This is a genomic window from Paraburkholderia sediminicola, from assembly GCF_046030555.1.
Taxonomy (GTDB): Bacteria; Pseudomonadota; Gammaproteobacteria; order Burkholderiales; family Burkholderiaceae; genus Paraburkholderia; species Paraburkholderia sediminicola_E.
Genome location: NZ_JAQQCH010000018.1, coordinates 1 through 19,910 on the forward strand (window position 1 = coordinate 1; position 19,910 = coordinate 19,910).

Sequence of the window (19,910 nt, forward strand, 5' to 3'; positions counted from 1 at the left end):
TGACAAGCGTATTAACGATGCTTGAAAACCGGTTTGCGCTTCTCGACGAAGGCGGCCATCCCCTCCTTCTGATCCTCTGTGGCGAAGAGCGAATGGAAGAGGCGGCGTTCGAAATGCACACCTTCTGCGAGCGTCGTTTCGTACGCACGGTTAACCGATTCCTTGATCATCATCACCGCCGGCAGCGGGAATTCAGCGATGGTCGCGGCCGCAGCCACCGCCTCGTCAAGAAGGGAAGCAGCGGGAATCACCCGCGAGACCAATCCGGCGCGCTCAGCCTCAGCGGCATCCATGAACCGCGCGGTCAGGCAGAGGTCCATTGCCTTCGCCTTTGAGACGGCGCGCGGTAGTCGCTGCGTACCGCCAGCACCCGGCATGATGCCGAGCTTGATTTCCGGCTGGCCGAACTTCGCAGTGTCGGCGGCAAGAATAATGTCGCACATCATTGCCAGCTCGCAACCGCCGCCAAGCGCGAAGCCCGCCACCGCGGCAATGATCGGCTTGCGAATGGAGCGCACCGTTTCCCAGTTGCGGGTGATGTAGTCGCCTTTATAGACATCCATATAGGTGTAGGTCGCCATCATGCCGATGTCGGCACCGGCGGCAAACGCCTTCTCGCTGCCCGTCACCACGATCGCACCAATCGCGTCGTCGGCATCGAACTCGCGCAGTGCAGCACCCAGTTCGTCCATCAAGGCATCGTTCAGCGCGTTCAGCGCCTTCGGGCGATTCAACGTGACTAAACCGACCCGCCCTCGCGTCTCAACCAGAATGTTCTCGTAAGCCATGCCGCCTCCTAATGGTTAATGGCGCGCGAAAACGCTTCGCGCAGCCGTCTTAATAATGCTACCATTCACCAACCAACCGGTCGGTTAATTATTCGACAGGCTTTTCCCAACGTACAGCCAAGCCCCTCTGCCATGACACATCCGCTATTCACCAAGCATGAAGACACGCTGCAAAAGGCACTCACCGCGATCGAAACGCGCGGCTACTGGAGTCCGTTCACCGAGATGCCCAGTCCGAAAGTGTACGGGGAAACAGCTAGCGCAGACGGCGAAGCCGCATTCAAAGCGCACCTGAACAAGACCTTCGAATTGGACCAGCCGTCGACCGAGGAAACCGTCGGCGCTGAAGTCTCGCCGTTCGGGTTCCCGCTTGGCGTGCGCTACCCGAAAGCCGATCCTGCCGTGCTGATCTCCTCGGCGGCCGCCGCACAGCGCGACTGGCGCGTAGCCGGCCCGCAGGCGTGGATCGGCGTATGCCTGGAAATCCTCACGCGCGTGAATCGCGCCAGCTTCGAAATCGGCTACAGCGTGATGCACACGACCGGCCAGGCATTCATGATGGCCTTCCAGGCCGGCGGCCCGCATGCGCAAGACCGTGCGCTCGAAGCGGTCGTGTACGCGTGGGATCAACTGCGCCGTATTCCCGCCGATGCCCACTGGGAAAAGCCGCAGGGCAAAAATCCGCCACTCGCGATGCACAAGCGCTACACCGTCGCGCCGCGCGGCACCGGTCTCGTGCTCGGCTGCTGCACCTTCCCAACGTGGAACGGCTATCCGGGCCTCTTCGCTGATCTGGCAACAGGCAACACGGTCATCGTCAAGCCGCATCCCGGCGCGATTCTGCCACTGGCGTTAACCGTACGCATCGCACGCGACGTGTTGCGCGAAGCCGGTTTCGATCCGAACGTTGTTACGTTGCTGGCCACCGAACCGAACGACGGCCCGCTGGTTCAAGACCTGGCTCTGCGCCCTGAAATCAAATTGATCGACTTTACGGGCAGCACGCAAAACGGCACCTGGCTCGAGCGCAATGCACACCAAGCTCAGGTCTACACCGAAAAAGCTGGAGTCAATCAGATCGTGATTGACTCCGTGGACGACATCAAAGCCGCCGCTCGCAATATCGCCTTCTCACTCGCGCTGTACTCGGGTCAGATGTGCACCGCGCCCCAAAACATCTACGTACCGCGCACCGGAATCCGCACCACTGACGGCACGCTCGGTTTCGACGAAGTCGCTCAAGCTATCGCCGGCGCCGTGCAAAAACTGGTTGCCGACCCGGCTCGGGCCGTCGAACTCCTCGGCGCAATCCAGAACGAAGGTGTAACCCAGCGCATCGAGGAAGCGAGGAAGCTTGGTCGCGTTCTCGTGGAAAGCCAATCGCTCGAACATCCGGCGTTTGCCGGCGCCCGCGTGCGCACACCGCTCGTGCTCCAACTGGACGCTGCCGCTGACCATGCGCAGTTCACTAAAGAATGGTTCGGCCCGATCTCATTCGTAATCGCGACGGACTCGACAGCGCAGTCGCTCGACCTTGCCGGCGCAATCGCCGCCGAACACGGCGCGCTGACGCTGTCGGTCTACAGCACAGATGAAGCCGTGCTCGAAGCGGCGCACGAAGCATCGATCCGCGGTGGCGTAGCACTCTCGATCAATTTGACGGGCGGCGTTTTCGTCAATCAGTCTGCCGCCTTCTCCGACTTCCACGGCACAGGCGCAAATCCGGCAGCAAATGCCGCACTGGCCGATGCAGCCTTTGTCGCGAACCGTTTCCGTGTCGTTCAAAGTCGCGTTCATGTTGAACCGAAAGCGGCACCGGTGGTAGCTGGCTGAATGGCATAAGACAAAAGCGCGGCTTTCGTCCTATGCCGTTTGGCCGAATAGACCGAGTCGCGCGCCCCAACTAACATGAGACATCGGATCGGCACGTCCCGTCGATCCGTCCCAGCAGGAACCCACATGAACGACGCCTTCATTTGCGACGCAGTTCGCACCCCAATCGGTCGCTACGGCGGCGCCCTCAAGGATGTCCGCGCCGACGACCTCGGCGCGGTACCGATCAAGGCGCTGATCGAGCGTAACTCCGATGTGGACTGGCAGGCCCTCGACGACGTGATCTATGGTTGCGCCAATCAGGCCGGTGACGACAACCGCAACGTAGCTCGCATGGCGGCGTTGCTGGCAGGCTTGTCCACGGAAGCACCCGGCGCAACCATCAACCGCCTGTGCGGCTCGGGCATGGATGCGGTCGGCACGGCGGCTCGCGCCATCAAGGCTGGTGAAGCGCGCCTGATGATCGCCGGCGGCGTCGAAAGCATGACGCGCGCGCCGTTCGTAATGGGTAAGGCCACCAGTGCGTTTTCGCGGCAGGCCGATATTTACGACACGACCATTGGCTGGCGCTTCATCAATCCGCTGATGAAATGCCAATACGGCGTCGATTCGATGCCGGAGACCGCGGAAAACGTCGCCGTCCAGTTCGGCATAAGCCGTGCGGATCAGGACGCGTTTGCGCTATCGAGCCAGCAAAAGGCGGCCCGCGCGCAGCGCGATGGCACTTTGGCTCAGGAAATCGTCGGCGTTGAAATTGCACAGAAGAAAGGTGACCCCGTACGCGTGACGCTCGACGAGCATCCGCGCGAAACGTCGCTCGAAAGCCTGGGCAAGCTAAAGGGCGTGGTCCGCCCCGACGGCAGCGTGACCGCGGGCAATGCTTCGGGTGTGAACGACGGCGCGTGCGCACTGCTGCTCGCGAATCAGGATGCTGCAGATCAATACGGATTGCGTCGCCGCGCACGTGTGGTGGGCATGGCAACGGCGGGCGTGGAGCCGCGCATCATGGGTATCGGCCCGGCGCCGGCCACGCAAAAGCTGTTGAAGCAATTGAACATGACACTCGAGCAATTCGACGTGATCGAGTTGAACGAAGCCTTCGCGTCGCAGGGACTGGCAGTCTTGCGCACACTCGGGCTGCGCGACGACGATCCGCGCGTCAATCCGAATGGCGGAGCGATTGCGCTCGGCCACCCGCTCGGCGCATCGGGCGCGCGCTTGATCACCACCGCGCTGTACCAGTTGGAGCGGATCAATGGCCGCTTTGCCCTTTGCACGATGTGCATCGGTGTGGGTCAAGGTATTGCTTTGGTGATCGAGCGGCTCTGACACTAACGCCGCTTCGCTCACCGCCCAGCCGGTTAAAGAGACTTTGAGGAGACACCCAATGTCATATGAAGCGATTCGTCTCGACATCGATTCATCGAGTCGTGTAGCGACCATTACGCTGAACCGCCCGGACAAGCTCAATAGCTTTACGCGCGCAATGCACCAGGAATTAAGCACCGCACTCGACCAGGTCGAAGCCGCCGGCGCCCGTGCGCTCGTGCTGACCGGCGCGGGCCGCGGCTTCTGCGCGGGACAGGATCTCGCGGACCTCGACTTCACGCCGGGCGCGATGACCGATCTGGGCGAACTGATCGACGCGCATTTCAATCCGCTGATTCGCCGCCTGCAAGGGCTGCCATTGCCCGTGATTGCCGCGGTCAACGGCACGGCCGCCGGCGCCGGCGCCAATCTCGCGCTGGCTTGCGATCTCGTGCTTGCCGCTCGTTCGGCCAGCTTCATCCAGGCATTCGTGAAGATCGGTCTCGTGCCGGATTCGGGCGGCACCTGGTTCCTGCCGCAACGCGTCGGCATGGCGCGCGCCTTGGGTCTCGCCATCACCGGCGACAAATTGAGCGCGGAAAAAGCCGAAAGCTGGGGGCTGATCTGGCAAACGGTTGATGACACCGAGCTGGCCACCACGGCAAGCAAACTCGCGGCACAACTGGCGCAGCAACCCACGCGCGCCATCGCGGCGATCAAGCAGTCGATGCGCGCGGGCGTGACGCAAACCCTAGATCAGCAACTCGATCTCGAACGCGATTTGCAACGCGAACTCGGCGCTTCACACGATTACGCGGAAGGCGTGCAAGCATTCGTGGAAAAACGCGCGCCGCGCTTCGAGGGTCGCTGATATGACCGCACAACCGAATCACCCCGCTCAAATGACACCCGACGAACTCGCTCGCGCAACTGCAGCCGCCATGTACGAAAACGATGCGTGCAGCCGGGCGCTCGGACTCGAAATCGTAGAAGTGCGCCCAGGCTATGCGCGCCTGCGCATGGCTGTACGCGACGACTTCCTGAACGGCCATCAGATTTGCCACGGCGGTCTGATTTTCACGCTCGCTGATTCGACGTTCGCTTTCGCGTGCAACACGTACAACATCAACACCGTCGCAGCAGGCTGCTCGATTGAGTTCCTGCGCCCCGTGCAAGGCGGCGACGTGCTGACGGCCGAAGCGGTCGAGCAAACGCTGAGCGGCCGCACTGGCATTTACGATATTCGCGTCACGAATCGCGCAGAAGAGACCGTGGCGATGTTTCGCGGCAAATCTGCGCAGATCAAGGGCAACCTGATTCCTACGGGCGATTGAACAACAGATTGAACAGCAGAGTCGCGGCGCGTTCGCGACACATGGGCAGCACCCACATAGATAGCAGCAAGTCCACGGTTTTTGCGCGCAAGCGCACCACATACCAGACCCAAGCATTGAGGCAGCAAGGAGACATTCGATGACCACCGCCCTCCCGCTCGATCCCATCGAGACAGCCAGCCGCGACGAACTTGCCGCGCTCCAACTCGAACGGCTCAAATGGTCGCTGAACCACGCCTATGAAAATTCGCCGGTCTATCGGCGCAAATTCGATGAGGCCGGCGTCCACCCGAGCGAAGTGAAGACCCTCTCGGACCTGGCGCGCTTCCCCTTCACCACGAAGAAGGATCTGCGCGACAGCTACCCGTTCGGCATGTTCGCCGTGCCGCAGGAACAGATCTCGCGAATCCACGCGTCGTCCGGGACAACGGGCAAGCCGACGGTCGTCGGCTACACAGCGCGCGATATCGATACGTGGGCGAATCTCGTCGCACGTTCTATCCGTGCTGCGGGTGCGAAGCGCGGCGACAAGGTTCACGTGAGCTACGGCTACGGTCTGTTCACAGGTGGCCTGGGTGCGCACTACGGCGCCGAGCGCGCGGGGTTGACAGTGATTCCGTTCGGCGGCGGCCAGACTGAAAAGCAGGTACAACTCATTCAGGACTTCCGGCCAGACATCATTATGGTGACGCCAAGCTATATGTTGTCGATCGCCGACGAACTCGAACGGCAAGGCGTCGACCCGGCGAATTGCTCGCTGCGCCTCGGCATCTTCGGCGCGGAACCGTGGACCAACGACATGCGCCAGGCGATCGAAAAGCGCATGGGCATCGACGCTGTCGATATCTACGGTTTGTCTGAAGTGATGGGTCCTGGCGTCGCTTCGGAATGCGTGGAAACCAAAGACGGTCCGACCATCTGGGAAGACCATTTCTATCCCGAGATCATCGATCCTGAAACCGGCGAAGTGCTGCCGGACGGCGAACTCGGCGAACTGGTCTTCACATCGCTGACCAAGGAGGCGCTGCCGATCGTCCGTTACCGGACGCGTGATCTGACGCGCCTCTTGCCGGGCAGCGCACGCACCATGCGCCGGATGGAAAAGATCACGGGCCGCTCGGACGACATGATGATTGTGCGCGGCGTCAACGTGTTCCCGACGCAGATCGAAGAATTGCTGCTCAAGCAGCACACCCTCGCACCTCACTATCAGATCGTGCTAACCAAGGAAGGCCCGCTCGACGTACTGACGTTGAACGTCGAGCCCTGCCCGGAATCGGCACCCGATACTGCCGCACTGAATACGGCTAAGCAGGCGTTGACCTATGACATCAAGGCGCTGATCGGCGTGAGCGCGATCGTGAACGTGCTGGGTGTGAACGGCATCGAGCGTTCGGTAGGCAAGGCGCGGCGGGTGGTGGACAAGCGGAAGTCGGGGCTTTAAGCGAAGCGCCAAAACGCCGAGGGTTGATGCTTGATAACGGCGCTGATCGGCATCAGCGCCGTTATCTATACCCTCAGGAATTCGGCAGCAACAACCACATCCGGCCGCCCTGCTTCATCTTGCCGGCCAGATCGCCGGCATCGTCGCCGAGCCCCCAGAAATAGTCCGCTCGCACACCGCCCTTGATCGCGGAGCCCGTGTCCTGCGCGAAGACGAGGCGATTCATCGGCGAGTTCGTCAACGGACGCGTGGTCTGCAGGAACACCGGCGTACCCAGCGGAATCGAAGTCGGATCCACCGCGATCGATCGCTCCGGCGTCAACGGCACACCCAGCGCACCGATCGGACCATCCGCCCCGCCGCTCGGCGCACTCTCGCCTGTAGGCGTCTCGCGGAAGAACACGAAGCGCGGATTGATATCGAGCAGCGCGTCGACCCGCGTGGGGTTCGCACGCGCCCACGCTTTGATGCCTTGCATGGTCGCCTGTGCCGGCGTCAGTTCACCTCGATCGAGCAACCATCGCCCAATCGACTTGTATGGCTGGTTGTTCGTGCCGCCAAAGCCAACCCGCATCACACTGCCGTCTTCCATCACGACGCGCCCGGACCCCTGCACCTGCAGGAAGAAGGCTTCGATAGGATCGTCGACCCACACGAGTTCATTGCCGTTGAGCACGCCCGCACGCTCAAGTTGCGCACGCGTCGGCAACTGAGCGCCCGCGCGATAACCGGATGGCCAACGGTACAGCGCCGTCTGATACACGCCATGCCGCGTGCGCGAACCGCGCAGCAACGGCTCGTAGTAGCCGGTGACGAGACCATCGAGCGTGCCGTCGTTATTAGCTAACTGGAACGGCGTGAAATAAGCCTCAAAAAACGCCCGCGTACTGGTGACGTCCAGATCGTCGATCTGCGAGGCCGCCGCGCATGCGCGAGCCCAATTCGGTTGACGCGCAAGCCTCACGCAGTTTTGCCGCAACGCCGCCGTTGCGCCGATCAGCGAATCGTCCTGCCAGCCAGGCACCTGCTGCCACGCTACCGCTGTGAGTCGCGTCGCGGCGATCTGCCCGGGTATGATCGCGGCACCCGTGGGCGGCGAAACCGAAGGCCGGACCGCACTGCCGCCACCGCAGGAAGCCAGCATCACCGCAACCGAAAGCGCCCCGAGCCATGCTCCGGCCGTGCGGACAAAACGCATACAATGTTCGTTCTTGATGGAAACCGCCATGTCTGATCTGTTCGACGAATACCCGATGCTCATCTTCGCGCTGGAATCGCTTCTCGCGCTCTTCCTGCTCGTCTTTATCGTTGTATGGACATCGTCCGGCAAGAAAAAAGCCGCGCGCGCCGCCACCAATGAGCAGCAAAAGCAGCAAAAATCTCAGTAAGCTGCGCCATAAAGCTTTTTAAAGACCGCCAGCCGCGTCCGCGGTTCAATGCAAAGTACGCGGCATACGCAGAATGAACTCTGGCACGGGTGCGTCAAAGCGCTCGCCGTCCTCCGCCACGCAGAAATAATCGCCGCGCATGGTGCCGACAGGCGTGGCAATCACGGCCCAACTCGTATATTCGAAATGCTCGCCCGGTTTGAGCAGCGGCTGATGCCCGACCACGCCGAGTCCTTTTACTTCCTGCACGTTGTTGTCGCTGTCGGTGATCACCCAGTGACGCGCAATCAACTGCGCGGGCACCTGGCCGCTGTTACGGATAGTCAGCGTGTATGCAAACGCATACTGGCGGCGCTCCGGGTCCGACTCTTCGGGCAGGTACTGCACCTGCGCCGAGACGCTGAATTCGTACTGGCTCATCCTGATTCCGGTCTGGTGAAACGGGGTGTAAAAAATCGCGGGAAGCCCCGAACGCCAATGGTTTGCGGGCGCATTGGCGAAGCAGCGCTTATGGTTTGGCATTCTGCTTGATGCGCGGCACGCCCGCAACCGGACAAATCCCTCTGCCCAAGGGCCGCTAAGGCGTTTTGTCACCTTTACAGCACGGCCCAGCGCCGGCCTCAAACCGCCCATGAGACGGTTCAGGAGCGCACAAAACGGTAAAATGGCGTTTTCCCGCTTGCATCCGCCCCCGCCATGACGCAATTCCGCATCGCCCCGAGCATTCTGTCCGCCGATTTCTCGCGCCTCGGCGAAGAAGTCCGCAACGTTGTCGCCGCCGGCGCCGACTGGATTCACTTCGACGTGATGGACAACCATTACGTGCCGAACCTGACGATCGGTCCGCTGGTCTGCGAAGCGATCCGTCCGCACGTGGACGTGCCGATCGACGTGCACCTGATGGTGCGCCCGGTCGACCGCATCGTGCCGGACTTCGCCAAGGCCGGCGCGAACCTGATCAGCTTCCATCCGGAAGGGTCGGACCATATCGACCGCACGCTGTCGCTGATTCGCGACCACGGCTGCAAGGCCGGCCTCGTGTTTAACCCGGCCACATCGCTGAATCATCTCGACTACGTGATGGACAAGGTCGATCTGGTGCTGATCATGTCGGTGAATCCAGGCTTCGGCGGTCAATCGTTCATTCCCGAAGCGCTCGTCAAGCTGCGCCAAGCGCGCAAGCGGATCGATGCATATAAGGAAAAAACCGGTCGCGAGATTCATCTCGAAGTGGACGGTGGCGTGAAGGTCGACAACATCGCCGAAATCGCGGCGGCTGGCGCGGACACGTTCGTGGCAGGCTCGGCGATCTTCGGCGCGCCGGATCACAAGGCAGTGATCGACAAGATGCGCGCCGCACTCGCCAATATCGAGCACTGATCGAGTACCGCTCGATCACCGGGATCCCGCACTGAAAATGACGAATTCATACCCTGCTCCGACCTTCACCGGCCCACGTCTGCAAGCCGCAATCATCGACCTGGACGGCACGATGATCGATACCGCCGACGATTTCACTGCCGGCCTGAACGGCATGCTCGCGCAACTCGACGCGGTGGAAACCTCACGCGAGGAAGTGGTCGGTTACATCGGCAAGGGCTCGGAGAATCTGATCCGCAGCGTGCTGGCTCAGCGCTTCGAAACGGACCATGCACAGGACCGCTTCGACGAAGCGCTCGCCATCTATCAGGACGAGTACGCAAAGATCAACGGCGTGCACACACGGCTGTACCCCGAGGTCGAAGCCGGTCTCAGCGCCATGCGCGAAGCCGGCCTCAAACTCGCCTGTGTCACCAACAAACCGCACCGTTTCGCGGTCGACTTGCTGGAGCAATACGGGCTCAGCCAATATTTCAGCGTCGTGCTCGGCGGCGACAGCTTGCCGAAAAAGAAGCCAGATCCGCTTCCCATGCTCACCGCCGCCGACCAGCTAGGCGTCCTGCCGCAAGCCACGGTCGCCATCGGCGATTCGGAAAACGACGCGCTGGCAGGCCGCGCCGCGGGCATGGCAACGCTGACGCTGCCGTACGGCTACAACCACGGCCGATCTATACAAGAAATAAAATCCGATGGTATAGTTGCCTCGCTGCTCGATGCCGCCAAGGCTATCGCAGCGCACCATTCCACGACCTGAAAAGTCCCCCATCCTCATGTTTCTGAATAAAAAACGGAGTCTGATTAGCATCGACCGGGGAGCCTGGCCCTGGCGTCGCTGGTCGCGCTAACCTCGCCTGAGGTACGCTGAAGCTCGTCTTCGGCAACCGTTTTTTACTTCGCTGCGCTCACGCGTTTTTTCCATCATCTTGTTTCGCTGCATCGGTTGATTCGGCCCTCGTGTACCCGCAAAGTACATGTGTGCGCTGAAACCCCTTGCATGCGTCGATGGGAAACTCGCGCCGGTCGGTATCATCGTGTCGAAACGTCGAACGAACGCCTGACCGGGCGCGCCGCGCCCCGCTTTGTCCGACGCATAGTGCCGTCTGACGTACGTACAGGATCGGAACATGACCGAACTCGAATTCCAATCCCTCGCCAACGAGGGTTTCAACCGCATTCCGCTGATCGCCGAAGCGCTCGCCGACCTCGAAACGCCGCTCTCGCTGTATCTGAAGCTCGCGCAGAGCGAACGCAACGGCGCCAACTCGTTCCTGCTGGAATCGGTGGTCGGCGGCGAACGCTTCGGCCGTTACTCGTTCATCGGCCTACCGGCGCGCACACTGCTGCGCACCCGCAACGGCGTGTCGGAAGTGGTGCAGGACGGCAAAGTCGTTGAAACGCATGAGGGTGATCCGCTCGAGTTCATCCAGCAATTCCAGGGCCGCTTCAAAGTGGCGCAACGCCCCGGTCTGCCGCGTTTCGCGGGTGGGCTGGCTGGCTACTTCGGCTACGACGCGGTGCGCTACATCGAGAAAAAGCTCGCGCACACCGCGCCGGAAGACGATCTGAACCTCCCGGACATTCAGTTGCTGCTCACCGAAGAAGTCGCGGTGATCGACAACCTCGCGGGCAAGCTCTACCTGGTGGTGTACGCGGATCCGACGCAACCCGAGGCCTACACGAAAGCCAAGCAGCGTCTGCGTGAATTGCGTCAGCGTTTGCGCACGACCGTGCAGCCGCCGGTCACGTCGGCCAGCGTCCGCACCGAGACCTACCGCGAGTTCGCGAAAGACGATTACCTGGCGGCCGTGCGCAAGGCGAAGGAATACATCGCCGCCGGCGAGCTGATGCAGGTGCAGGTGGGCCAGCGTCTGATCAAGCCTTACCGCGACAATCCGCTGTCGTTATACCGCGCGCTGCGCTCGCTGAATCCGTCGCCGTATATGTATTTCTACAACTTCGGCGACTTCCACGTTGTCGGCGCATCGCCGGAAATTCTGGTGCGTCAGGAAAAGCGCGGCGAGGATCGCATCGTCACAATCCGGCCGCTCGCCGGCACCCGTCCGCGCGGCAACACGCCGGAACGTGACGCCGAGCTCGCCACTGAACTCCTGAACGATCCGAAGGAAATCGCCGAACATGTGATGCTGATCGACCTCGCGCGTAACGACGTGGGCCGTATTTCGCAGATCGGTTCGGTGGTCGTCACCGACCAGATGGTGATCGAAAAGTATTCGCACGTGCAGCACATCGTGAGTTCGGTCGAAGGCAAACTCAAACCCGGCACCACCAATTTCGACGTGCTGCGCGCCACCTTCCCGGCCGGCACGCTCTCCGGCGCGCCGAAGGTCCGCGCGATGGAACTGATCGACGAACTGGAACCGGTGAAGCGCGGCCTGTACGGCGGTGCGGTCGGCTATCTGTCGTTCACGGGCGAAATGGATCTGGCCATCACGATCCGCACCGGCGTGATTGCAAACGGTAATCTGTATGTGCAAGCGGCAGCGGGTGTAGTCGCGGATTCGGTGCCGGAATCCGAATGGCAAGAGACCGAGAACAAGGCGCGCGCCGTATTGCGTGCTGCCGAGCAGGTTCAAGACGGCCTCGATAGCGACTTCTGACCGGAGACACACCATGCTGCTTATGATCGACAACTACGACTCGTTCACCTACAACCTGGTGCAGTACTTCGGCGAACTCGGCGAAGACGTGCTCACCTATCGGAACGACGAAATCACGCTGGACGACATTGCGAAGCTCAACCCGGAGCGCATTTGTCTGTCGCCCGGCCCGAGCAATCCGCAACACGCCGGCATTACGCTCGACGTGCTGCGCGAGTTCGCCGGCAAGACGCCGATTCTGGGCGTGTGCCTCGGCCATCAGGCGATCGGGGAAGCGTTCGGTGGCCGCGTCGTGCGCGCCCAAACCATCATGCACGGCAAGGTAAGCACGATCGAAACCGATTGCAAAGGCGTATTCGCCGACCTGCCGAAGCATTTCGTCGTGACGCGCTACCACTCGCTCGCGATCGAACGCGAATCGCTGCCCGACTGCCTCGAAGTGTCCGCATGGACCGAAGACGGCGAGATCATGGGCGTGCGTCATAAGGAACTGGCCGTTGAAGGCGTGCAGTTCCATCCGGAATCGATCCTGTCCGAACACGGCCACGCGCTACTCGAAAACTTCGTGAAGCAGTCGAAGTCAGCTCACCGCACCGCTTGATAAAGAGAGACGAAATCATGTCGATTACGCCCCAGGAAGCGCTGCAACGCACGATCGAGCATCGCGAAATTTTCCACGACGAAATGCTGCATCTGATGCGCCTCATCATGCGCGGCGAACTGTCGCCCGTGATGTCGGCCGCGATCATCACCGGCCTGCGTGTCAAAAAAGAGACCATCGGCGAAATCACCGCTGCCGCCACGGTGATGCGTGAATTTGCCCGGCACGTCGACGTACCGGACAACTCAAACTTCGTCGATATCGTCGGCACCGGCGGCGACGGCTCGCAGACCTTCAACATTTCCACGGCAACCATGTTCGTTTCGGCTGCGGCGGGCGCCAAGGTCGCGAAGCATGGTGGCCGCGGCGTGTCGAGCAAGTCGGGCAGCGCGGACGTGCTCGAAGCGCTCGGCGTGAATATCGATCTGCAACCGGAACAGGTGGCGGCTTCAATTGCGGAAACCGGCATGGGCTTCATGTTCGCGCCGAACCATCATCCGGCGATGAAGAACATCGCGCCGGTGCGCCGTGAACTCGGCGTACGAACCCTCTTCAACATTCTCGGGCCGCTGACCAATCCGGCTGGCGCGCCCAATCAGCTGATGGGCGTGTTCCATGGCGACCTCGTCGGCATTCAGGTGCGCGTGATGCAGCGTCTCGGCGCCAAGCACGTCCTGGTGGTGTACGGTATGGATGGCATGGACGAAGTCTCGCTCGGCGCAGCCACGCAGGTCGGCGAGTTGCGCGACGGCCAGATCCACGAATACGAAATCCATCCGGAAGACTTCGGCATGCAGATGGTGTCTAACCGCACGCTGAAAGTGGCCGACGCCGCCGAATCCAAACTGATGCTGCTCGAAGCGCTCGACAACAAACCGGGCGTCGCGCGTGAAATCGTCACGCTAAATGCGGGCACGGCCCTCTATTCGGCGAACGTGGCGGCGTCGATTGCGGACGGCATCCAGTTGGCGCGTGAAGCGATCGCGAGCGGCAAGGCACGTGCCAAGGTCGACGAGCTGATCCGCTTCACCCAGCAATTCAAGCCGTAACTACGTAGCGAGATACTCATGAGCGACATTCTCGACCGCATCATCGCGGTCAAACGCGAAGAAGTCCGCGCGGCCGCCCAAAGCGCGCCGCTCGAAGAGCTGCGCCTCGAAGCATCGTCGCGCGACATCCGCGATTTCGTCGGCGCACTGCGCGCGAAACACGCGGCCGGTCTGGCCGCCGTCATTTCCGAAGTGAAGAAAGCGAGTCCGTCGAAAGGCGTGCTGCGCGAAAACTTTGTCCCAGCCGACATTGCACGCTCGTATGAAGAACACGGTGCGGCCTGCTTGTCCGTGCTCACCGACGTGCAATTCTTCCAGGGCAGCGTGGCGTATCTCGAAGAAGCGCGTGCCGCCTGCAATCTGCCGGTGCTACGCAAAGACTTCATCGTCGATCCGTACCAGATCGTCGAAGCCCGCGCGATGGGCGCCGACGCGATCCTGCTGATCGCCGCCGCTTTGGAAACCTCGCAGATGCAGGACCTGGAAGCGCTCGCGCATTCGCTGGGGCTTGCAGTGCTGGTCGAAGTGCATGACAGCAACGAACTGATGGAAGCGCTCACGCTGAAGACGTCGCTGATCGGCATCAACAACCGCAATCTGCGTACGTTCGAAACGTCGATCGAGACGACCATCGGCATGCTCGAATCGATTCCGGACGACCGCATCGTGGTCACCGAGTCGGGCATTCTGTCGCGCGTCGATGTCGAACGTCTGCGGGCGATGGACGTGCATACGTTCCTCGTCGGCGAAGCGTTCATGCGCGCGAAAGAACCGGGTGTGGAACTTGCGCGGATGTTTTTCTAAGCACAGTTTCAACATTCAGCGCACGCAGCGGAGCAAACGATGGCCATGGAACGCGAAATCAAACTGGCACTCCCGGCGAGCCAGGTGAAAGCGGCGACGCAGTGGTTCGTCGCGCGCACCGGCGACGAGGGTCGCCCGATCAAGCTGGCGAATATCTACTTCGACACGCCCAAGCTGGCGCTGGCCACGTCGAAAAGCGCGCTGCGACTGCGGCACACGCCGGACGGCTGGCTGCAAACGTTCAAGACGGCGGGGAATGCGAAGGACGGGTTACATAGCCGCCACGAGTGGGAAATGCCGGTGGCGGGCGAAAAGCTGGAGATCGAAGCACTGCTGCGTGAGTGTGACGAACCGGCCGCCGCTGAAGCCCTGCGTCAGGCCGCGCCGGAACTGAACGAACTGTTCCGCACGAATTTCACACGCATGCTGTGGAATGTCGAACTGGACGGCTCGGAAGTCGAAGCCGCGATCGATCAGGGCGACGTTATCGCCGAGGTGAACGGCGAGATCCGCCGCGCGCCGATTTCCGAAGTGGAGCTTGAGCTGAAGTCCGGCGACGAAGCGGTGCTCAACACGCTCGCGAGCGAACTCGGCAAACAGGTAGCCGGTCTTGCACCGGACAACATCAGCAAAGCGCAGCGCGGCTATCAGTTGCGGGCGGGTTAGGCTCACGGCGTGTGTGATCAAGGTGGAACGCGTGTTCGCCTCGCTGCGTTCGTTCCGCTGAGATTGCCTCGTCTTGTTCGCCTGGCCGCATTCGTCCCGTTGGTGGTGCCATGTGCCGAAATACAATCTCAGCACAGCGCCGCTAGCCTGCCGCCCACGCGCGCCAGCAAAAGTACGCAGAGTCCGAGCAGCACCCACACCTTGAGCCAGCTCGCATTTGCTGCGACACTTCCCCGCCATGACCTCCGCTTCCCGCACCCGCTCCAATTCGTCGCAAGCCGCGTTATTCGGCGACGCCCCAGCCATGCCGGCCGACACAAGCGCGCAGCCGCAGACGCCGCCCGCCGCCGACCAACCGCCGCCGACGCTCGAAGCCCAATTCGCCGCCCTGCCCCCGGCGTGGCGCACACACCTTAACCCGTTCATCGAAAGCGACGCCTACGCACCGCTGTGCCGTTTCGTCGACGGTGAACGCGCCGCCGGCAAGACCGTCTATCCCGCCGACGTCTTCCGGGCGCTGCGTCTCACCAGTCCCGACGAAGTCAAAGTCGTGATCCTCGGGCAGGATCCGTATCACGGGGAAGATCGCGGCACGCCGCAAGCACACGGGCTGGCGTTTTCCGTGGCGCCCAACGTGCGCACGCCGCCGTCGCTACGCAACATCTTCAAGGAAATTGCCGCGAGCCTCGGCCACGAACCGCCGCGCCATGGCTGCCTCGACACATGGGCCAAACAGGGCGTGCTGCTGTTGAACACGGTGCTGACCGTCGAGCGCGATTCGGCCGCGAGTCATGCGAAACGCGGCTGGGAAAAATGCACCGACACGCTGATCCACGAACTGGCCATGCGCCATGACGGCCTCGTGTTCATGCTGTGGGGCGCACATGCGCAAGCCAAACGCGCGCTGCTTGGCGGCAAGTCGCATTACGTGCTGGAAGCGCCGCATCCGTCGCCGCTGTCGGCGCATCGGGGCTTTCTCGGCTGCGGGCATTTTGCGTCAGCCAACGAATATCTCGTGAAGCACGGCCGCACACCGATCGACTGGCGTCTGCCCGACGAAGCGCAGATGCTGGCCTAAGGCCAATCGCGCCAAACGCACCGACACCAGCCAGAGACCGGAGACCGGAAACCAGGAACCAAAGGGCCAACGACTCCGTGTCGGAAACCAGAAATCATGGCCGCCGCAAAAACAAAAACGCCACGGAATGACACCCCGTGGCGTTTTTTATTCCACCGCGCCGCAATCGCCCGGCGCGGGACAAACCTCACACCTTACGCGGCAGCGATCGCTTCACGCGCGCCAGCCAGCGCGGCGGTAGCAGCGTCCGGGCCCATGTTCAGACCTTCGGCGTAGATAAAGTCCACATCGGTCATACCGAGGAAGCCGAGGAAGCTCTTCAGATACGGCGTTTGGGTGTCGTTCGGGGTGCCCAGATACTTGCCGCCACGAGCCGAAACCACGAACACCTTCTTACCCTTCACGAGGCCTTCCGGACCATTCGCCGTGTACTGGAACGTGATGCCGGCGCGTGCGATGAAGTCGAAATACGTCTTCAGTTGCGACGAGATGCCGAAGTTGTACATCGGTGCACCGATCACGACGATGTCGGCGGCTTGCAGTTCGGCGATCAGCGCTTCGCTGCGAGCAGAGATCGCGGCTTGTTCCGGCGTGCGCTGGTCGGCCGGCGTGAAGAACGCGCCGAGGACGGCGTCGTCCAGATGCGGCAGCGGTTCAGCTTGCAGGTTACGGACGACGACTTGCGCGCCCGGATTCGATTGTTGCAGCTTTGCGGTCAGCTCGTTGAGGAGCAGGGTCGAGTTCGCGCCTTGCGAGCGGGCTGCCGAGTTGATTTGCAGGATCGTGGTCATGGTTGACTCCAGTAGGGGCGCGCAGTTTTGCGCGAGTGGAGCCATTGTGATTTTTTACCAACCCGGGAAAAAGCCGTGCGGCAGCGAAGGATTGTTGCACTGGTAGAACAATGCCCTGCTTTGAAACCGCGATTAACACCGTTCCGGATTACGATCAGCTTGTCAGCCAGCGCTCCCGCGCCTTGCGCGCCGCCGGCCGTTTATCGCTCACGGTCAGCTTGTAGCGAGACACCTCAGGCCCGTCCAGCTTGACTTGCGCGGTACGCAGCTCGTCGCGGCGGAAGGCGTGGACTTCGACCTTTGCGCCCGGCAGACAGCGCGACAGCAGGGAATCAAGATTCGAGCCCGTCACACGCAGACCATCGAGCGCGATCAGCACGTCGCCCGCCGAGAGCCCCGCTTTTTGCGCCGCGCTGCCTTCGTGAACCGCCGCCAACGTGCAATCCGCGCCGCCGCGCATGCGCGCGCCGAGCGACGGCTTGCCGTTCTTGTCCAGATCCGGCGCGAGCGTGACGCCGAACGGCGCGAGCAACGTGTCGAGGGGCAGATCGCCTGTGCCGTGCACAGCTTCGGCGAACAGTTCGCCCAGTTGCACGCCGGTCGCTTCGGCAAAAATCGCCTCGACCTCGCTTTCTTCGACGCCGACGGGCTTGCCGCGATAGAAGTCGCGCCCGAACCGCTGCCACAATAGACGCATCACATCGTCGAGTGATTTGCGGTTATTGGTCTGCGCGCGAATCGTCAGATCGAATGCGAGCGCGACGAGCGAACCCTTGGTGTAATAGCTGACGATCGCGTTCGGCGCGTTTTCGTCCTGCCGATAGTATTTGGTCCAGGCGTCGAACGAGCTTTCCGCCACCGTCTGCTTCAGACGGCCACTGCCGCGCTGCACGCCACCGACTACCTTGCCGAGCATGCCGAGATAATCGTCTTGCGAGATCAGGCCGCTGCGCACAAGGATCAGATCGTCGTAGTACGACGTGAAGCCTTCGAACAGCCACAGCAGCGACGTGGTGTTTTCGACGCTCAGGTCGTACGGCGCAAATACGGCCGGCTTGATGCGCTTCACATTCCACGTGTGGAAGTATTCGTGGCTGCACAGACCGAGGTAGGTCCGGTAGCCCTCGGTGGACGCGTCCCGGCCTTCCACCGGCAGATCGCCGCGATTGCAGATCAGCGCCGTCGAAGCGCGATGCTCCAGTCCGCCGTAACCATCGGTGACGGCTTGCGTCATGAACACGTAGCGATCCATGGGCGCTTTCTTCGACTTCGGCTCGAACAACGCGATTTGCGCTTCGCAGATCCGCTTCAGATCGGCGGACAGACGCGCCATATCGAGCCCGATCACGCGCCCCGCGATCACAATATCGTGCGGTACGCCGTGCGCCTTGAACGTCGCTAGCGCGAACTCTCCCAACGTGACCGGATGATCGATCAGCTCGTCGTAGTTCTGCGCGCGATACTCGCCGAAGCTGTAGCGCTTCGTGCCACGCGCTTCCGGCAACGCAGTCGCGACGCGCCAGTCGCGGTATGCCGCGCCTTCCGGCTTCTGAATATCGACCACGCACTGCGCTTCCTCGTGACCGACCGGCGACAGGAACACGCTGGTGCCATTGAAAAAGCCCGTCGTATCGTCAAGATGCGCGGCGCGCACCGACGGATCCCATGCATACACTTCGTAGCGCAGCGTCAACGCGCCTTTGACCGGCGCGGCCTGCCATGTGTGCTTGTCGGTCTTTTCGATGCGCACCTTCCGCCCAGCGTCGTTGACAGCACGCAGCGTAACGATGTTGCGAGCGAATTCGCGCACCATATAGCTGCCCGGAATCCACACCGGCAGCATGAAACGCTGGCCGGCCGGATCGGGATCGGCGACGGTGACGGTGACTTCGAACAGATGGGCGGCGGGTTGCTTCGGAACGATGGTGTAGCGGATCGGCTTCATCGGCGGCGATTAGAAGTTTTCTGGCGGGATGTTCGGGGCTTGATGTGAAAGGAGGCGCACTTCGCGCCTCCTTTCCTCGACTGACGTTGCGTGCTCAGTGCACGGCGGACATTTCCTTGTCCAGCCGGTCTGCCGGCACGGCGCCAGGCAGGCGGCGGCCATCGGCGAGGAACACGGTCGGCGTGCCGTCGACGCTCATCGCGCGGCCGAGCGCCAGGTTCTTGTCGATCGCGGCGGTGTCGCAGGTACCGGCGGCGGTGGGCGCCTGATGGTTCTGCATCCACGATTCCCACGCCTTCGCGCGGTCGGTCGAGCACCAGATCGATTTCGACTTGGCGGTCGAATCAGGCGACAGCACCGGGTACAGGAAGGTGTAGACCGTGACGTTATCGATCGACTTGAGCGTCGTTTCGAGCTGCTTGCAGTACGGGCAGTTCGGATCGGAGAACACCGCGATCTTGCGCGCGCCGTTGCCCTTCACGACCTTCACCGCGTTCGCGAACGGCAGGCTCGCGAAGTCGATGCGATTGGTCTCCGACAGACGCGCTTCAGTCAGATTCTTGCGGGTCTTCGCGTCGACCATGTCGCCGAGCATGAGGTAGTCGCCGTTTGCGTCGCTATAGATGATCTGCGTGCCGAGATTCACTTCGTAGAGGCCAGCAATCGGCGACTTCGTCACGCTCTTGATCGTCACGTCGGCCAGACGCGTTTGCAGCGTGGCCTTGAGCTTGTCGGTGGTTTGGTCGGCCTGTGCGGAGCAGCCGATCGTCACGGCAGCGATCGCGAGCGCGACGGCCGCGATGCGGAAGGATTTTTTCATGCTGAATTCCTGGAGTTCAATCGCGCGCGATGCGCGTTTTTGGGGACGTTTCTGGTCTGACCG

20 protein-coding genes are annotated in these 19,910 nt (G+C 61.8%); 14 read left to right on the forward strand and 6 right to left on the reverse strand.

The genetic code is table 11. The features are described from left to right. Positions 1–11: 11 nt before the first annotated feature. A complete protein-coding gene (locus tag PQQ52_RS23620; protein ID WP_093643561.1) occupies positions 12–788 on the reverse strand; it encodes an enoyl-CoA hydratase in 777 nt (258 codons plus the stop codon). A gap of 132 nt (positions 789–920) precedes the next feature. Here PQQ52_RS23620 and paaN point away from each other — a divergent pair, with 132 nt between their 5' ends. The 5 genes from paaN (at position 921) to paaK (ending at position 6,707) form a co-directional block, all read left to right on the forward strand. Further along, on the forward strand, positions 921–2,621 hold the full coding sequence (gene paaN, locus PQQ52_RS23625) for a phenylacetic acid degradation protein PaaN (RefSeq protein WP_408216609.1): 1,701 nt from the start codon (positions 921–923) through the stop codon (positions 2,619–2,621). 126 nt (positions 2,622–2,747) lie between these two features. Then, a complete protein-coding gene (gene pcaF, locus PQQ52_RS23630) occupies positions 2,748–3,950 on the forward strand; it encodes a 3-oxoadipyl-CoA thiolase (protein ID WP_408216612.1) in 1,203 nt (400 codons plus the stop codon). Between the two features lie 58 nt (positions 3,951–4,008). Further along, positions 4,009–4,800: a 2-(1,2-epoxy-1,2-dihydrophenyl)acetyl-CoA isomerase PaaG gene (gene paaG, locus PQQ52_RS23635; protein WP_408216615.1), complete on the forward strand. Its 792-nt coding sequence runs from the start codon at positions 4,009–4,011 to the stop codon at positions 4,798–4,800. A 1-nt stretch (position 4,801) separates the two neighbouring features. Beyond that, positions 4,802–5,263: a hydroxyphenylacetyl-CoA thioesterase PaaI gene (gene paaI / locus PQQ52_RS23640; RefSeq protein WP_408216617.1), complete on the forward strand. Its 462-nt coding sequence runs from the start codon at positions 4,802–4,804 to the stop codon at positions 5,261–5,263. Between the two features lie 139 nt (positions 5,264–5,402). After that, positions 5,403–6,707: a phenylacetate--CoA ligase PaaK gene (gene paaK / locus PQQ52_RS23645; protein ID WP_408216620.1), complete on the forward strand. Its 1,305-nt coding sequence runs from the start codon at positions 5,403–5,405 to the stop codon at positions 6,705–6,707. A 73-nt stretch (positions 6,708–6,780) separates the two neighbouring features. Here paaK and mltA read toward each other — a convergent pair whose 3' ends face one another. Next, on the reverse strand, positions 6,781–7,905 hold the full coding sequence (gene mltA, locus PQQ52_RS23650) for a murein transglycosylase A (protein WP_408216913.1): 1,125 nt from the start codon (positions 7,903–7,905) through the stop codon (positions 6,781–6,783). A 28-nt stretch (positions 7,906–7,933) separates the two neighbouring features. Here mltA and PQQ52_RS23655 point away from each other — a divergent pair, with 28 nt between their 5' ends. Next, the gene (locus PQQ52_RS23655; protein ID WP_181448382.1) at positions 7,934–8,095 is read left to right on the forward strand and encodes a hypothetical protein; all 162 of its coding nucleotides are present in this window, start codon (positions 7,934–7,936) and stop codon (positions 8,093–8,095) included. A 45-nt stretch (positions 8,096–8,140) separates the two neighbouring features. Here PQQ52_RS23655 and apaG read toward each other — a convergent pair whose 3' ends face one another. Beyond that, positions 8,141–8,515: a Co2+/Mg2+ efflux facilitator ApaG/CorD gene (gene apaG, locus PQQ52_RS23660; protein ID WP_325043016.1), complete on the reverse strand. Its 375-nt coding sequence runs from the start codon at positions 8,513–8,515 to the stop codon at positions 8,141–8,143. A gap of 276 nt (positions 8,516–8,791) precedes the next feature. Between apaG and rpe the strand changes: the two genes are divergently transcribed. The 8 genes from rpe (at position 8,792) to PQQ52_RS23700 (ending at position 16,291) form a co-directional block, all read left to right on the forward strand. After that, positions 8,792–9,475, forward strand: a complete 684-nt coding sequence (rpe, locus tag PQQ52_RS23665) for a ribulose-phosphate 3-epimerase (RefSeq protein WP_408216623.1) — start codon at positions 8,792–8,794, stop codon at positions 9,473–9,475. 37 nt (positions 9,476–9,512) lie between these two features. Continuing rightward, the gene (locus PQQ52_RS23670; RefSeq protein ID WP_408216626.1) at positions 9,513–10,229 is read left to right on the forward strand and encodes a phosphoglycolate phosphatase; all 717 of its coding nucleotides are present in this window, start codon (positions 9,513–9,515) and stop codon (positions 10,227–10,229) included. Between the two features lie 370 nt (positions 10,230–10,599). Then, a complete protein-coding gene (gene trpE, locus PQQ52_RS23675) occupies positions 10,600–12,093 on the forward strand; it encodes an anthranilate synthase component I (RefSeq protein ID WP_408216628.1) in 1,494 nt (497 codons plus the stop codon). Positions 12,094–12,106: 13 nt separating this feature from the next. Then, entirely contained in the window at positions 12,107–12,694 is a 588-nt protein-coding gene (locus PQQ52_RS23680) for an aminodeoxychorismate/anthranilate synthase component II (RefSeq protein ID WP_408216631.1), read from the forward strand. A gap of 17 nt (positions 12,695–12,711) precedes the next feature. Beyond that, positions 12,712–13,743, forward strand: coding sequence for an anthranilate phosphoribosyltransferase (gene trpD, locus PQQ52_RS23685; protein ID WP_408216634.1), 1,032 nt, complete (start codon positions 12,712–12,714; stop codon positions 13,741–13,743). An 18-nt stretch (positions 13,744–13,761) separates the two neighbouring features. Then, on the forward strand, positions 13,762–14,547 hold the full coding sequence (trpC, locus tag PQQ52_RS23690; RefSeq protein ID WP_408216637.1) for an indole-3-glycerol phosphate synthase TrpC: 786 nt from the start codon (positions 13,762–13,764) through the stop codon (positions 14,545–14,547). Between the two features lie 39 nt (positions 14,548–14,586). Further along, on the forward strand, positions 14,587–15,213 hold the full coding sequence (locus PQQ52_RS23695) for a CYTH domain-containing protein (RefSeq protein WP_408216640.1): 627 nt from the start codon (positions 14,587–14,589) through the stop codon (positions 15,211–15,213). 238 nt (positions 15,214–15,451) lie between these two features. Next, entirely contained in the window at positions 15,452–16,291 is an 840-nt protein-coding gene (locus tag PQQ52_RS23700) for a uracil-DNA glycosylase (RefSeq protein ID WP_408216643.1), read from the forward strand. 194 nt (positions 16,292–16,485) lie between these two features. On the opposite strand, the gene PQQ52_RS23705 is transcribed toward PQQ52_RS23700, so the two are convergent. The 3 genes from PQQ52_RS23705 to PQQ52_RS23715 form a co-directional block, all read right to left on the reverse strand. Then, complete coding sequence (locus PQQ52_RS23705; protein ID WP_325045505.1) at positions 16,486–17,082, reverse strand: FMN-dependent NADH-azoreductase; 597 nt, start codon at positions 17,080–17,082, stop codon at positions 16,486–16,488. Between the two features lie 154 nt (positions 17,083–17,236). Beyond that, on the reverse strand, positions 17,237–19,027 hold the full coding sequence (locus PQQ52_RS23710) for a M61 family metallopeptidase (protein WP_408216646.1): 1,791 nt from the start codon (positions 19,025–19,027) through the stop codon (positions 17,237–17,239). A gap of 94 nt (positions 19,028–19,121) precedes the next feature. Next, on the reverse strand, positions 19,122–19,847 hold the full coding sequence (locus tag PQQ52_RS23715; RefSeq protein WP_408216649.1) for a DsbC family protein: 726 nt from the start codon (positions 19,845–19,847) through the stop codon (positions 19,122–19,124). Between the last annotated feature and the right edge of the window lie 63 nt (positions 19,848–19,910).